Origin of the sequence: Methylotenera sp. (assembly GCF_029945705.1) — a bacterium.
In the GTDB taxonomy this organism is placed as follows: domain Bacteria; phylum Pseudomonadota; class Gammaproteobacteria; order Burkholderiales; family Methylophilaceae; genus Methylotenera.
The window spans coordinates 34,362-48,359 of sequence record NZ_JAQSDC010000040.1 but is presented as its reverse complement, the minus strand read 5'-3'; the positions used below and the strand labels follow the sequence as shown (position 1 = coordinate 48,359).

The 13,998-nt window shown below is 42.8% G+C and carries 15 protein-coding genes; 8 read left to right on the top strand and 7 right to left on the bottom strand.

Going from position 1 to position 13,998, the window contains the following annotated elements:
• Positions 1-7 precede the first annotated feature (7 nt).
• Positions 8-1,219, top strand: coding sequence for a multifunctional CCA addition/repair protein (locus PSU78_RS08560; RefSeq protein ID WP_300387041.1), 1,212 nt, complete (start codon positions 8-10; stop codon positions 1,217-1,219).
• Positions 1,220-1,227: 8 nt separating this feature from the next.
• Here the strand turns inward: PSU78_RS08560 and PSU78_RS08555 are convergent, their stop codons facing one another.
• From PSU78_RS08555 to PSU78_RS08530, 6 genes are all read right to left on the bottom strand, one after another.
• Positions 1,228-1,449 (bottom strand): DUF2788 domain-containing protein, encoded by a 222-nt coding sequence (locus tag PSU78_RS08555; protein ID WP_300387039.1) that lies wholly within the window; start codon positions 1,447-1,449, stop codon positions 1,228-1,230.
• A gap of 55 nt (positions 1,450-1,504) precedes the next feature.
• Positions 1,505-2,068: a nucleoid occlusion factor SlmA gene (gene slmA, locus PSU78_RS08550; RefSeq protein ID WP_300387037.1), complete on the bottom strand. Its 564-nt coding sequence runs from the start codon at positions 2,066-2,068 to the stop codon at positions 1,505-1,507.
• 76 nt (positions 2,069-2,144) lie between these two features.
• Entirely contained in the window at positions 2,145-2,789 is a 645-nt protein-coding gene (locus PSU78_RS08545) for a pyrimidine 5'-nucleotidase (protein ID WP_300387035.1), read from the bottom strand.
• A gap of 1 nt (position 2,790) precedes the next feature.
• Positions 2,791-3,675 (bottom strand): acetylglutamate kinase, encoded by an 885-nt coding sequence (gene argB / locus PSU78_RS08540; protein ID WP_300387033.1) that lies wholly within the window; start codon positions 3,673-3,675, stop codon positions 2,791-2,793.
• Positions 3,676-3,735: 60 nt separating this feature from the next.
• Positions 3,736-5,346 carry an amino-acid N-acetyltransferase gene (argA, locus tag PSU78_RS08535; RefSeq protein ID WP_300387031.1) on the bottom strand — a complete coding sequence of 537 codons (1,611 nt, stop codon included), beginning with the start codon at positions 5,344-5,346 and terminating at the stop codon, positions 3,736-3,738.
• A 128-nt stretch (positions 5,347-5,474) separates the two neighbouring features.
• The gene (locus PSU78_RS08530; RefSeq protein ID WP_300387030.1) at positions 5,475-6,209 is read right to left on the bottom strand and encodes a 16S rRNA (uracil(1498)-N(3))-methyltransferase; all 735 of its coding nucleotides are present in this window, start codon (positions 6,207-6,209) and stop codon (positions 5,475-5,477) included.
• 158 nt (positions 6,210-6,367) lie between these two features.
• On the opposite strand from PSU78_RS08530, the gene PSU78_RS08525 reads away from it, so the two are divergent.
• Genes PSU78_RS08525 through PSU78_RS08515 form a run of 3 tightly spaced genes read left to right on the top strand, consistent with a single transcriptional unit; the run spans position 6,368 to position 8,588 of the window.
• Positions 6,368-6,922 (top strand): thioredoxin family protein, encoded by a 555-nt coding sequence (locus tag PSU78_RS08525; protein WP_300387028.1) that lies wholly within the window; start codon positions 6,368-6,370, stop codon positions 6,920-6,922.
• Entirely contained in the window at positions 6,919-7,938 is a 1,020-nt protein-coding gene (locus tag PSU78_RS08520; protein ID WP_300387026.1) for a Gfo/Idh/MocA family oxidoreductase, read from the top strand. Before PSU78_RS08525 ends, PSU78_RS08520 begins: the two co-directional genes overlap by 4 nt.
• Before the next feature lie 50 nt (positions 7,939-7,988).
• Positions 7,989-8,588, top strand: a complete 600-nt coding sequence (locus PSU78_RS08515) for a chalcone isomerase family protein (protein WP_300387024.1) — start codon at positions 7,989-7,991, stop codon at positions 8,586-8,588.
• Between the two features lie 2 nt (positions 8,589-8,590).
• Here PSU78_RS08515 and PSU78_RS08510 read toward each other — a convergent pair whose 3' ends face one another.
• On the bottom strand, positions 8,591-9,451 hold the full coding sequence (locus PSU78_RS08510) for a DNA ligase (RefSeq protein WP_300387023.1): 861 nt from the start codon (positions 9,449-9,451) through the stop codon (positions 8,591-8,593).
• Positions 9,452-9,617: 166 nt separating this feature from the next.
• On the opposite strand from PSU78_RS08510, the gene PSU78_RS08505 reads away from it, so the two are divergent.
• The 4 genes from PSU78_RS08505 (at position 9,618) to PSU78_RS08490 (ending at position 13,935) form a co-directional block, all read left to right on the top strand.
• Complete coding sequence (locus PSU78_RS08505) at positions 9,618-10,094, top strand: calcium-binding protein (RefSeq protein WP_300387021.1); 477 nt, start codon at positions 9,618-9,620, stop codon at positions 10,092-10,094.
• A 373-nt stretch (positions 10,095-10,467) separates the two neighbouring features.
• Positions 10,468-12,450: a transketolase gene (tkt, locus tag PSU78_RS08500; RefSeq protein WP_300387019.1), complete on the top strand. Its 1,983-nt coding sequence runs from the start codon at positions 10,468-10,470 to the stop codon at positions 12,448-12,450.
• Positions 12,451-12,619: 169 nt separating this feature from the next.
• Positions 12,620-13,618, top strand: coding sequence for a type I glyceraldehyde-3-phosphate dehydrogenase (gene gap, locus PSU78_RS08495; RefSeq protein WP_300387017.1), 999 nt, complete (start codon positions 12,620-12,622; stop codon positions 13,616-13,618).
• An 80-nt stretch (positions 13,619-13,698) separates the two neighbouring features.
• Positions 13,699-13,935 (top strand): hypothetical protein, encoded by a 237-nt coding sequence (locus PSU78_RS08490; protein ID WP_300387015.1) that lies wholly within the window; start codon positions 13,699-13,701, stop codon positions 13,933-13,935.
• Positions 13,936-13,998: the final 63 nt, after the last annotated feature.

Genomic DNA, 13,998 nt, shown 5'->3' with positions numbered 1-13,998 from the left:
TCGCGTCATGCAGATTTACTTGGTCGGTGGCGCAGTACGTGATGAGTTGCTGGGCTTGCCTGTCAAAGACAAAGATTATGTCGTGGTTGGCAGCACGCCAACGGAGATGGAAGCCGCTGGCTATAAACCTGTAGGCAAAGACTTTCCTGTTTTTTTACATCCTAAAACGCATGATGAATATGCATTAGCGCGCACTGAACGCAAAACCGCAAAAGGTTATAAAGGCTTTGCAGTCCATGCTTCAGTAGATGTTACCTTAGAAGAAGATTTAGCACGACGCGATTTAACCATTAACGCGATGGCAAAATCTGAAGACGGTCAGTTAATTGATCCGTATAAAGGTTTAGCGGATATTCTGTCTAAAACCTTGCGCCATGTAAGTGCTGCCTTTGCTGAAGATCCAGTGCGGATATTACGCACAGCTAGGTTTGCAGCCAGATTCGCAGGCTTTAGTGTAGCGCCAGAAACCAATCAGTTAATGCAAGACATGGTAAGCGCAGGCGAAGTGGATGCTTTAGTTGCGGAGCGTGTATGGCAAGAACTTGCTAAAGGCTTGATGGAAGCCAAACCAAGCCGTATGTTTGATGTGTTGCGTGCTTGTGGTGCACTCAAAAAAATATTGCCAGAGTTAGATAAGCTATGGGGTGTGCCGCAACCACCACAGCATCATCCTGAGGTCGATACAGGCGTGCATGTGATGATGGTGGTAGATTATGCTGCCAAGGAAAATTTTAGCCTGCCTGTGCGCTTTGCCGCCTTAATGCATGATTTAGGTAAAGGTACTACGCCAGCAGATATATTACCTCGACATATCGGCCATGAAGAACGTAGTGTTAAGTTGCTAAAAGATATATGTAAGCGTTTACGTGTACCGAATGATTGCAAAGAGCTCGGTCATATTGTGGCTAAGTTCCATGGCAAGTTGCACCAAGCACCTCAAATGAAGCCAAGTACCTTGTTAGAGTTTCTAGTCGAGTTGGATGCCATTCGCCAACCCGCTAGATTTAAAGATTTTTTAAAAGCCTGTGAGGCTGACTCACGTGGGCGAACTGGTTTTGAAACCTGTACAACGCCAGCCGCAGATTTAATGCTTAAAGTGCTAGAAGCCTCAGCTAGTGTAGATGCGGGCGCTATTGCAAGTGCATATTCAGAGCCAGAAAGAATAAAAGCGGCTGTATTTGAAGCAAGACTCAAAGCGGTAAAGCAAGCGTTGCAATAGCTAGAAGCTTATATTCCCAAAAAGTGTTCAATGAGGAGTTTGATGACAAACCCTGCGACACCAAGTGTTAATCCAATAAATAATGCGACGCCACCAAACTTACCTGCTTTTGAATCCCACGCGAGCTTGGCGACGATAATCATCATTAATATCATTAGCCCTGTCACTGCGTAATTCATGCCAAATTGGCTAATTTGTGCTTCTGTAAATCCAAATATCGTACCTTGCAATTTAAGTCCCCAGTATTATCTATATCGTTTAATCAAATTTATTAGTCACAAGCACTTAATAATTAATAAGTGTTGTAATTTGTTGTTGTACATACTCTGTTGGTTTGCGTTTAAAACCACTTTTAGCAAACTGCTGCCAGCGACCAATGATGTAACAAACTATTAAGTTGGCCTGTGCTTCTGCATCGCCCTTGCTACCACTTTGCGTTTCAGCAATGCGTAAACTTTGTTTGAGTGTGACTTCAATTCTGTCATAAAGTTGGTTAATGCGTACCTGAAGTTTTTCGTCTTCATTGACTAAAGCATCGCCAATTAACACACGAGTCATGCCCGGATTTTTCTCTGCAAACGCAAGTAGCATGGTGATCGTGCGTTGAATTTGTCTTAAGCCGTCGGTTTCTTCGCAGACAATTTTATTAATTAAACCAAAAATGGTTTCTTCGATAAAGGAAATTAAACCCTCAAACATTTGGGCTTTATTGGCAAAGTGGCGGTAAAGCGCGGCTTCACTTACTTCAAGTTTTGCCGCAAGTGATGCGGTTGTAATTTTTTCACGCTTTGGCGCCTCTAGCATTTTGGCGAGCGTTTCTAAAATCTGCTGTTTCCGTTCCCCTGCCATCTTTTTCCCCTAAAATACTTATATTGAGCTTGTTATTAAGTTTTGGTGATGAAGTCTTACTTATTATTTTTCGAAATTATAACTTAAGGTGAGTAAGTGCTAACACTTCACTTAATCGATAATCCACAAAATTTGGTTTTTGTAGTTTTTTTGTTACCCAAATTGTTCTCATGCCTAATCGTTTTGCCGTCATTAATGCAGCGAGGTTATCTTCTAACATAACGCAGTCACTGGCTTTTACCTTAATCGTTTTGAGTAACATCTGAAAGCCCCGTATTGAGGGTTTTGCATGAAATTTTGTTGACTCCACGCTAAACACAAGTTCAAAACAATCAGTGATGCCCAGAATATCCAGCACGCGAATGGCATAACTTTTAGGCGCGTTGGTGAATACTAACTTACGTCCTGGAAGGTTTTGCAGCATGTGACGCAAACGTTTTACCTCAAGCACCATCTCGGGCAAATCAAGAAACTTGTGCGTTTCTTCAAGAAAATGATGCGGGCTAGTACCGTGATGACGCATCAAGCCTTTGAGTGTGGCACCATAGACACGCCAATAGTGCTGGCGTAGTTGGTGCGCTGCTGTTTCGTCCATATTCAGATGGCCCATGATATATTCCGTCATGGTGCGGTTCATCACTGGGAAAATATGCGCAGAAGCGTTATGTAATGTGTCGTCTAGGTCAAAAATCCAGACTTTTGACCTATGGATTAAAGCCAATTTATTTGGCCTTAATCAGCGTACCAACACCTTCATCTGTTAATACTTCTAGCAATAACGCATGCTCAACACGGCCGTCAATAATATGCACAGCTTTTACGCCGCTACGTGCTGCATCCAAAGCCGAGCTGATTTTAGGTAACATACCACCAGAAAGGGTACCATCTGCCACTAGGTCATCAATTTGTTTGGGCGTTAAGCCCGTTAATAGTTCGCCGTTTTTATCTAAAACACCAGGTGTATTCGTAAGCAGAATCAATTTCTCAGCGCCTAAAATTTCAGCCAATTTACCTGCCACGACGTCTGCATTGATATTGTAAGTTTCGCCATCTACACCTACGCCAATTGGCGCAACGACTGGGATAAAGTCACCTTTGTCTAAGAAGTTGATAATGCTTGGATCAATTGCGCTGATTTCACCTACTTGACCAACGTCTATCATTTTAGTTGGGTCGTTCATGTCTTCCATCAGTAGTTTGTGGGCATGAATGAAATTACCATCTTGGCCTGTTAAACCTACCGCTTTGCCACCATGACGGTTAATCAAATTCACGATTTCTTTGTTGACTTGACCGCCCAGCACCATCTCAACCACATCCATGGTTTCTGCATCAGTCACGCGCATGCCTTGAATAAACTCACCTTTTTTACCAAGTTTATCGAGCATTTCGTTAATTTGTGGGCCGCCGCCATGTACAACCACAGGGTTCATGCCTACAAGTTTTAGCAATACAACATCTTGCGCGAAACACTCTTTAAGATGCTCGTCAGTCATGGCATTTCCGCCGTACTTAATGACGATGGTTTTATCAAAAAAACGTTTGATATAAGGCAGCGCTTCGGCAAGCGTGCGTGCTTTTTTTGCGGCAGTTGTTTGGCTTAACATAAGTTTTCCATGAGCTTGAATTTAGTAAATGCAATTTGTGTCATTGTAACTAAAAATTGCTTATAAAGTTTTGCTAAACACCTTTGATTTACGCTGAAAGTTGTAAAGTTTTTGTTTTTCAGTAGGTAGCTTTTCTACATTTTGTTCGGTGAATCCGCGTTCTAAAAACCAATGCTCGGTGCGTGTCGTGAGGCAGAATAGGCTTTTAAAGCCTAATTCTTTGGCTTGGCTGGCACAGTAATAAAATAATTTATCGCCACGGCCGCCGCCTCTGTAGGCGGGGTCAATGGCCAAGCAGGCAAATTCAGCTGTACGCTCAGCGTTAAATGGGTATAAAGCGGCGCAACCAATAATTCGATTGTCGTGCTCCATTACATAAAAATGTTCGATCTCCATTTCAATATGTTCGCGCCCCCGCCGAACCAAAAAGCCTTCAGCTTCAAGTGGCTCAATCAGCTTTAATATGCCGCCTACATCGTCAATATTGGCTTGGCGCATACTTTCTAAGCTAAGTTCGGTCACCATAGTGCCAATACCGTCAAGTGTGAAAAGCTCTTGAATGATAGCGCCATCGATGTGCCGTGAAATCAGATGAGTACGTGCTACGCCGTGTTCGCAAGCTCTTACTGCTGCAGGCAAATAGTAGTTAATATCTTCAGAAATATTGATCGCTTGCTCATTGCCTGTCACATTACGCAGTAAATTTTTAGCTTTTCCTGCGGTCATTTCACGCAATAATTCGCCACGTAGATTATGTACACCTTCAGAGTCCATCAAAAAAATCAGCTTGTCAGCATCTAGCGCAACCGCAGCACTCACCGCCACATCCTCTAAGCTTAAATTGAATGCCTCGCCAGTCGGTGAGTATCCCAATGGCGATAACAAAACTAATTCATTGTCATCAAGACGTTTTTGTATGCCAACTGCATCTACCCGACGTACTTCGCCTGTGTGCTGCAAGTCGACGCCATCACGCACGCCCATGGGTTTTGCAGTCACAAAGTTGCCACTCGCTACGCGAATGTCAGAGCCTGCCATCGGTGAGTTAACCAAACCCATAGACAATAACGCTTCAATTTCAACACGAATAACGCCATTGGCTTCTTTTACGGCTTCCATCGCCGCATCATCGGTCACGCGCAGACCATTCACAAATTTGGTTGAAAGTTTATCGCGGCGTAGGCGCTTTTCAATTTGTGGGCGGCTGCCGTGCACTAATACTAGCCTCACTTCTAGGCTCGCAAGTAAGTTTAAGTCATGTGAAAGTGCAATAAATTGCTTTTCATTAACGACTTCGCCGCCAAATGCAATCACAAAAGTTCGACCGCCAAAGGCGTGTATATAAGGCGCAACAGACCTAAACCACTGCACGAAGTCTTTAATGTTAGACGTACTATTTTTGCTAGGCACTTGCGATAAAGTGGTGAGATAAGGCTGACGATGCTCTTGCACGGATAATGCGGTTTTTGGCATATCACTTTGTGCGTACAAATAAGCTGGTGTGCAATTGAGCGCCTCGGCGACCTTGCGTAGACTATTTTCGTTAATCCCTAATTCACCGCGCTCAATACGCGACAAATTGCCTGCATCCGCTCCAACTTGATTGGCGAGGTTTTGCAGCGTAATGTTCAGCGACTTGCGCCGAGTGCGTATAGAGTGGCCAATAGACATGGTGATGTTAATCTAAACCTAAAGCATAAAGTGTAATTATTACAATAATATAAAATATTTATGTAATTAATGCAAATTATTTTATACTAAGGTTTGCTCTAATGCTAAGAACTTCACAACTAAGCCACCTAAAAATCTCCCCAAAGTGATTGCAATGCCGCAATCGCAGTTGGCCCAGCTGTTTCTGTGCGTAAGATTCTTGGCCCAAGAATGACAGATTGAAAACCCTGCGAAATAGCTAAATTGATTTCCGCTTGGGTTAAACCGCCCTCTGCGCCGATGAGTAATTGAATCTCGCTACTTGGTTTATCCAACTCTGCTAAGCGTTTTGCACCAATTGGGTTAAGCAAAATGCGCGTAGCGCTAGATGCTAAATTAGTTGATAACCAATTAGCTAAAGTTTTTGGCGCGAATACTTGAGGAATCGTCGCGCGACCGCATTGCTCGCAGGCGGAAATGACAACGTTTTGCCAATGCTCCAATCGTTTTTCGGCACGCTCGGCAGAAAGCTTAACCACACTACGTTCAGTGGCGATTGGCTGTATTTGTTTAACGCCCAACTCTACCGCCTTTTGAATGGAGTAATCCATGCGGTCACCACTAGAGATGCCTTGCAATAAAATAATGTTGAGTGGTGACTCAGTATCACGAGCTTGGCTAGCATTAACCTTGGCAATCACTTCGCTTTTTTTAACTACCATCAGCTCGCATGCGTAATCAAAACCATCGCCATTAAATAAATGAATATGATCACCTACATTTAAGCGCAGTGCACGCGTGGCGTGAGTGGCGGCGTTATCGCTCAGTTTAACGGTAGAGCCAATGCGCAGATTTTCTACACTGTAAAAACGAGGGTTAGGCATTTTGCAAAGCTTAAATTTTGAATAAAAGTGATAGTATCTTAAAAACGACATTCCGTGCTACGACACGGAATCCAGCGGCGTTTAATGTCACTAGATACCGACCTTCGTCAGTATGACAGAAAAGGTAATTAGCTAAAAAATTGAAATAAGGAAAAAGTATGGCAAGTTTAAACCCACCTGTGTGTGATTTTGGCTGGCAAGCGCCAGATTTTAATCTACAAAATATTGATGGCAGCATGATTTCACGCGACCTCATCATGGGCAAAAATGGCTTGTTAGTCATGTTTATTTGCAATCACTGCCCCTATGTAAAAGCCATTTTTCCAAGGTTGGTCGGTGACGTTCGTGAGCTGAAAATGCTCGGTATTAACACAGTGGCGATTATGTCTAACGACCCAACAGACTATCCAGAAGATAGCTTAGAAAATATGCAAATAGTCGCGCACAAAATGGAGTTTTCATTTCCATATTTGTTGGATAAAACGCAAGCAATCGCAAAAGCTTATGACGCGGTTTGTACTCCAGATTTCTTTGGATTCAACAACGAAGGCGAGTTGCAATATCGTGGCCGTTTCGATGAAAGCCGCAAAGAAACTGCGCCTAATAGCACGCGTGATTTATTTCATGCCATGAAGCAGGTTGCTGAAACGGGAATGGGTCCTAAAGAGCAAGTTGCCAGTATCGGATGTAGTATTAAATGGAGTAATGTATGACTAAACTTAAATGGGGCATTCTAGGCGCAGCACGTGTAAACGAGCGCTTACTCCCCGCAATTATCGAAGCATCAAATTCTGAATTAGTCGCAATTGCTAGCCGCCGTGATGGCGCGGCAAAAGCTACTTTGGATAAGTACGCGCCTTGCCATCCAAACGTCAGCTGTTATGATGATATGGATGCTTTAATCTCAGATAAAAACGTCGATGCTATTTACTGTCCAATGGCGAATAACGAGCATGCAGCGTGGGCGCTTAAAGCCATCAATGCAGGTAAACATGTGTTGATAGAGAAACCGATGGCGTTGACCGTTACAGATATTAATGCGATTGAAGCGGCTGCAATTAAAAATAACGTGAAGGTGATGGAAGGTTTTATGTATCGCTTTCATCCGCAGCATACGCGTGTTAAAGAGATTGTTGAGTCAGGTTTGATTGGCGATGTGTTGTCCTGCCGAGCTTCTTACTCGTTTTTGATGCGCCCAGCGCGTATGTATCGCATTGCTAGCGGGGTTAAAGAGGGTGGCGGGGCGATGTGGGATATTGGGCCTTACGCGATCCATTCGTTACGCTGGGCTTTTGGTTTAGAGCCGGTCAGTGTGGTTGCACATGCTAAGTTGAATGAAGTCGGCGCGGATATTGTCACCAGTGGCGTGTTAGATTTTGGGTGCGATGCAGAAGGCCGTGCCCGATTTGGTCATTTTGATATTAGCTTTGAACGTAGTCGCAAATCAGAATATGAAATCATTGGCACTAAAGGTTGGGTGAAATGTCTCGCAGCTTGGGTGTTTCAAAATGATGTGCCTGTTATTTCATGGGCGTTGGAAGATGGTAAATACGCCGAAGAACGCTTTGCGCCAAGCAATCACTTTACTTTAGAAATTGAGCATTTCAGTGATTGCGTGTTGAATAATAAAACGCCGCATTTAACCTTTGCAGACGCGAAAGCTAACTGCAAAACGATAGAAGCTGTGTTGCAATCTGTGAGTAGTGGTGGTCAAGTGAGCTTAGCCTAAGCTTTAAATATTACGGGTTGGAATATAAAGGTGCTTTTATGAGGTTTGCTATGAAATTTGGATTTAGTCAGCTTAGTGTTGGGCAAATTCTCGTTAGAAGCTCAATTTTTGCAATATTATTAGTGCTTACTTTGTCTGCTCAAGCGTTAGAAATCAAAGGCGTGAAAATTGACGAAACCGCGCAAGTTAGCGGTAGTGCTTTACTATTAAACGGCGCTGGTTTGCGTACTAAAATGATGTTTAAGGTCTATGCTGGTGCGCTTTATTTGACGCAAAAGCAAACTGATGCAAATGCCGTGATTAATGATCATGGCAATAAACGTATAGCGATGCATTTTTTACGTGATGTCAGTTCAGCGCAGTTGTTGCAAGGGATGAACGAAGGTTTTGCCGACAATAACACTCAGGCAGAAATGTCTTCAATTGACACACAAATGAAGTCATTTCAGAAAATGATGACCTCTGCAAAAGAAGTGAATGAGGGTGATGTTATTTTGTTAGATTGTACTTCAGCAGGTACGAAGGTGAGTTTGAATGGCAAGTTGCTAGGTAACATTGACGGCGAGTTGTTTAATCAAGCTTTATTGCGCGTTTGGCTGGGCGATCATGCAGTTGATACTAATTTAAAAAAGGCGTTACTTGGGCTGTAGTTTCATTGCTCATTGCGTACTCGTAAGAAGCTGGCAAACTTTGGCTTGCCAGCTTTAGTTTTATCGCGATATGTGTAGGTAACAGTGCTGCCAATTTTTGGTGGGTTTTCCCGTTGCGCATCGGTGAAGCCTGTGCCTAACTTAAAGCGTATGCCTTCTGGCGTTTCTACCTCTAGCGCCCCAAGCTTGCCTTTGTATTTTCCTTGTCCCGCGGTATGCGCTACTACGATAGCTTCGGCATCGTATAACAATTTTAATTTAAGTAGCACATCACTGCGGCCTGTCAAGTAAAGCGCGTTGGCGCGATGTAGCATTAGCCCCTCGCCACCTTGTGCCACTATTTGATTGAGTAGTTTGTGTAGCGCTACTTCGTCACTCACTCTAAATTGCTTCACAGCTTTTAAGTGCGGACTATTTGCCAGTTTGACGATATTGACAATCGCTTTTGCACGCTCGGCGAAAGTGCCTTTTGCATTTGGCAATTCAAACACCATGTAGGAAATGCCTCGCCATTCTTCGTCAATCGGCACATCTTTTCTCACTGCACCCGAAAGCGCCTCGAATTTGCCGTGCCCAAGCCATAGTTCGCCGTCCAATGGTGTTTTAGGTAGGTCTTTAGTGAACCATGCTGGCGCCGCAATCACATGATCTGTGCGCGTATGAAAAGTGCCGCCATCCCATACTGCACGTACTCCATCAAACTTTTCACTGACCAAGTATTGCTGTACATCCGTGCCTAGCTGATAAGTTTTCGCCAGCAATACGTTGGCGTCACTTTGCTTGGCGTTAATCTGCATAGCGAATAAGGTGAAGAAAGTCGCGCTTGCGACAACAATTAAAAATAAATGGCGTATAGATTTCATCAAGCTAGTTTAAGGTAATACGCCAAATTAAGGCGTAAATTAATGTTGGATCCAAGATGCGTTTGAAAGAAATTAATAATTAAATGTAAGGAACTTGATGTACTACAAGACTAAGGGTTGCAAGCAAAATTCTTTTTCAAATAGTGGTTATTCAGGAGATATTAAGATGAACATTCAAATTAAAAACGTAGTATTAGTGGCAGTGACATTACTTTCAGCTGGCGTTCTCTCAGCGCCAGCGTTTGCTGCAGATGCAATGTTAGGTACAGGTGGATATGCGCGTGAATTTAGCAAAATGGGCATGATGAAAATGTTAGATGCTGATGGCAATCACATGGTAACGGCTGCCGAAGCTGATTCTTATTACAACAGCATTTTCGATGAGCTTGATAAAGACAAAGATGGCTCAGTTGATGCAAAAGAATGGGCTGGGCCAACTAAGCACTCTAAACTTGATCTTGCAACTGGCGGTTATAGCAGAGAGTTACGCTCAATGAAAATGATGGGAACAATGGATGCTGATGGCGATCATAAAGTCACAAGAGCGGAATTTTTAGCTTTCCATCAAACCATTTTTGCGCATAAAGATACTTCAGGTGACAAAGAGATTAGTGCACAAGAGTGGGCAGCTAAACTTTTGTAGTTAAGCTTGGTGTAAAAGATGAGTCATCAAAGTGATGGCTTGATTTCTTAAAACTAGTTGTAATTTATAAAGCCAGCTTATTTGCTGGCTTTATTTTTTATGGCTGCAATTTACGCAATCAATAAATATTCAATTTAGTGAAATGCTAAATAAATATTATTATCTACGCGCCAAATACAGCCTAAGCCCTTGCCGAAAAAGGGTAATTAAGCAATAATTTCACTTTTACCAAAAAGCAGTGCATAACGCTGACTTTTTAAAGAATTCAATCAAGGTTTTATTCGATTTTCTATAAGACTTGCAGTGATGTTCAAGTAATTAGTTAGTCAGATTCGAATCGTAAAACTACAAGTTAATTATTAGGGAGAAATCTATGGCAACACGTAAAGACCTAGCCAACGCCATCCGTGCGTTATCTATGGATGCGGTACAGAAGGCTAACTCTGGTCACCCAGGCGCACCTATGGGCATGGCAGAAATTGCTGAAGAGCTTTGGAATCACCATCTAAGTCATAACCCAAAAAATCCAAACTGGTCAAATCGCGATCGTTTCGTGCTTTCAAATGGCCACGGTTCAATGTTGATCTACTCATTGCTACACCTAACTGGTTATGCATTGCCAATGGACGAAATCAAAACATTCCGTCAATTGCATTCAAAATGTGCTGGTCACCCAGAATATGGCTATGCTCCTGGCGTTGAAACAACGACTGGTCCACTAGGCCAAGGTATTGCAAACGGTGTTGGTTTCGCAATGGCTGAAAAATTATTAGCTAACCAATTCAACAAACCAGGCCATGAAATCGTTGACCATAGCACATACGTGTTCTTAGGTGATGGTTGTATGATGGAAGGCGTTTCTCACGAAGCTTGTGCTTTAGCTGGTACTTGGGGCTTAGGCAAGTTAACAGCATTCTGGGATGACAACGGTATTTCTATCGATGGTCATATCGAAGGCTGGTACACAGACGATACTGCTAAACGCTTTGAATCATATGGTTGGCACGTTCAATCAGTAGATGGTCATGACGTAGCTGCTATTGGTGCGGCAATTGAAGCGGCTAAAAAAGTGACAGACAAACCATCATTAATCTGCTGTAAAACAGTTATTGGTATGGGTTCACCAAACAAATCTGGTTCACATGACTGCCACGGTTCTGCACTAGGTTTAGAAGAAGTTGCTGCAACACGTGCAAACATTGGTTGGAACCACGAGCCATTTGTCATTCCAGCAGATGTATATGCTGGTTGGGATGCAACGGCTAAAGGCGCTGCTGATGAGTCTTCATGGAATGATAAATTTGTAGCGTATGCAAAAGCATTCCCAGCTGAAGCTGCTGAATACACACGTCGCATGGCAGGTGACTTACCAGCTAACTGGAAAGAAGCTACTGATGCAATCATCGCAGCGACAAACGAAAAAGCTGAAGGCGTTGCAACACGTAAAGCTTCGCAAAATGTTATCGGTGCATTAGCGCCATTGTTACCAGAGTTCTTAGGCGGTTCAGCTGACTTAACTGGTTCAAACTTAACTTCAACAGGCAGCTTTGTGCACGTTGATGCTAAAAAACCAGGTAACTACATTTCATACGGCGTACGTGAATTCGGTATGTTCGCCATCATGAACGGTATGGCATTGCACGGTGGTTTGATTCCATTCGGCGGTACATTCCATATGTTCTCTGACTACGCGAAGAGCGCATTGCGCATGGCTGCATTAATGAAACAACGTGTTATTGCGGTGTTGACTCATGACTCTATCGGTCAAGGTGAAGATGGTCCAACACACCAACCAATCGAAAATACTGCGGGCTTACGTTTGATTCCAAATATGGACGTATGGCGTCCAGGTAACTCAACAGAAACTGCTGTGTCTTGGGTAGCTGCGGTTGAGCGTAAAGATGGTCCTTCGAGCTTGGTATTAAGCCGTCAAAACGTTGCAGGTATGAAACATGATGCTGCACAATTTGCGTTAATGCGTAAGGGTGGTTATGTATTGTCTGATGTTGCTGGCGCACAAGTTATCATTATCGCTAACGGTTCTGAACTTGAATTAGCGGTTAAAGCGGCTGCTGAGTTAAATGCTGCGGGTACTAAAGTACGCGTAGTTTCAATGCCATCAACTAACGTATTTGATCGTCAAGACAAAGCTTACAAAGACAGCGTATTAACTCCAGGCGTTAAACGCGTGGCTGTTGAAGCTGGTGTAACTGACTTCTGGCGTAAATATGTAGGTTTAGAAGGCGCTGTTGTAGGTATCGATACATTCGGTGAATCAGCGCCTGGCGGCGTGTTGTTGAAACACTTCGGTTTCACAGTTGAAAATGTAGTTGCAACTGTTAAATCGGTGCTGTAATTTAAGGTGCTTTAATTTTAAGCGCTGCAGTTTAATTAGCAGCTAAGTTTAATAGGGCATCTCACTTGTGAGGTGCCCTATTTGTTTATGAGATTAGTATTTCTTTACGTCATTTAATCATTTTTTTCGTTTACATGGCGATTATTGACATCAAAAATTAGGAATTATCATGGCAATTCGCGTAGCAATTAATGGTTTCGGTCGTATCGGTCGCATGGTGTTTCGTGCGGCAATCAAAGACTTCACAGATATTGAAGTGGTCGCAATTAACGATTTGTTAGAGCCAGATTATCTAGCTTATATGCTTAAATATGACTCTGTGCATGGTCGATTCAAAGGTGATGTGTCTGTCAACGGTAATCATTTAGTGGTGAATGGCAAAACGATACGCTTGACTGCTGAAAAAGATCCAGCCAACCTGAAGTGGGACGAAGTTCAAGCTGATATCGTGATTGAATGCACGGGCTTCTTTTTAACACAAGAAACGTGTCAAAAACATATTGATGCAGGCGCTAAAAAAGTAGTGCAATCTGCACCAGGTAAAGATGACACACCGATGTTTGTCTATGGTGTGAATCATAAGGAATATAAAGGTGAGGCGATTGTTTCAGCCGCATCATGTACAACTAATGGTCTAGCGCCAGTAGTTAAAGTATTAAACGATGCCTTTGGCATTAAACGTGGCTTAATGACCACAATTCATGCGGCAACAGCAACGCAAAAAACCGTAGATGGCCCATCAAATAAAGACTGGCGCGGTGGTCGTGGTATTTTGGAAAACATCATCCCATCCAGCACGGGTGCGGCTAAAGCAGTTGGTAAAGTGATTCCAGCGTTAAATAAAAAACTCACAGGCATGGCTTTCCGTGTGCCAACATCAGATGTTTCAGTGGTTGACTTAACTTGCGAATTAAATAGTGATGCAACTTACGAAGCCATTTGCCAAGCCATGAAAACAGCCTCTGAAGGCGAGTTAAAAGGCGTGCTTGGTTACACTACTGAAAAAGTTGTTTCTACCGATTTCCGTGGTGAAACCTGCCCATCAGTATTTGATGCAGATGCAGGTATTTTGTTAGATCCAACCTTCGTAAAAATAGTCGCTTGGTATGACAATGAGTATGGTTATACCTGTAACTTGATGCGATTAGTACAACATATTGCCAAGTAATTGTTGCAAGTTGTGTCAATAGAATAGGCTGATTTCAGCCTATTTCGATTTGATTCCAAATTTTAAAGGTAAGGAAATAGATGATTACGCTGAAAGATAAAAGCAATAATCGTTGGTTAGGCCAGATTAGCTACGCCCAATTAAAGTTTTTGAATGATGAGTTAGCCGAAGAACATAAAGATGACCAAGAATATTGGGTAAATCGTGATGCTTTGGAAACACTAAAAGCGCGTGGTGCTGATTTGGATTTAGCCGCGATTATAGAAAAAGCGATGGGCGATAAAGATGAAGTTGAGTTTTACTGGATAAAATCATAAAAAGTACAGTAAATAATAGCTGTGTATAGCCATAGATAGCCGTGTGTAATAGATAGACTTTGG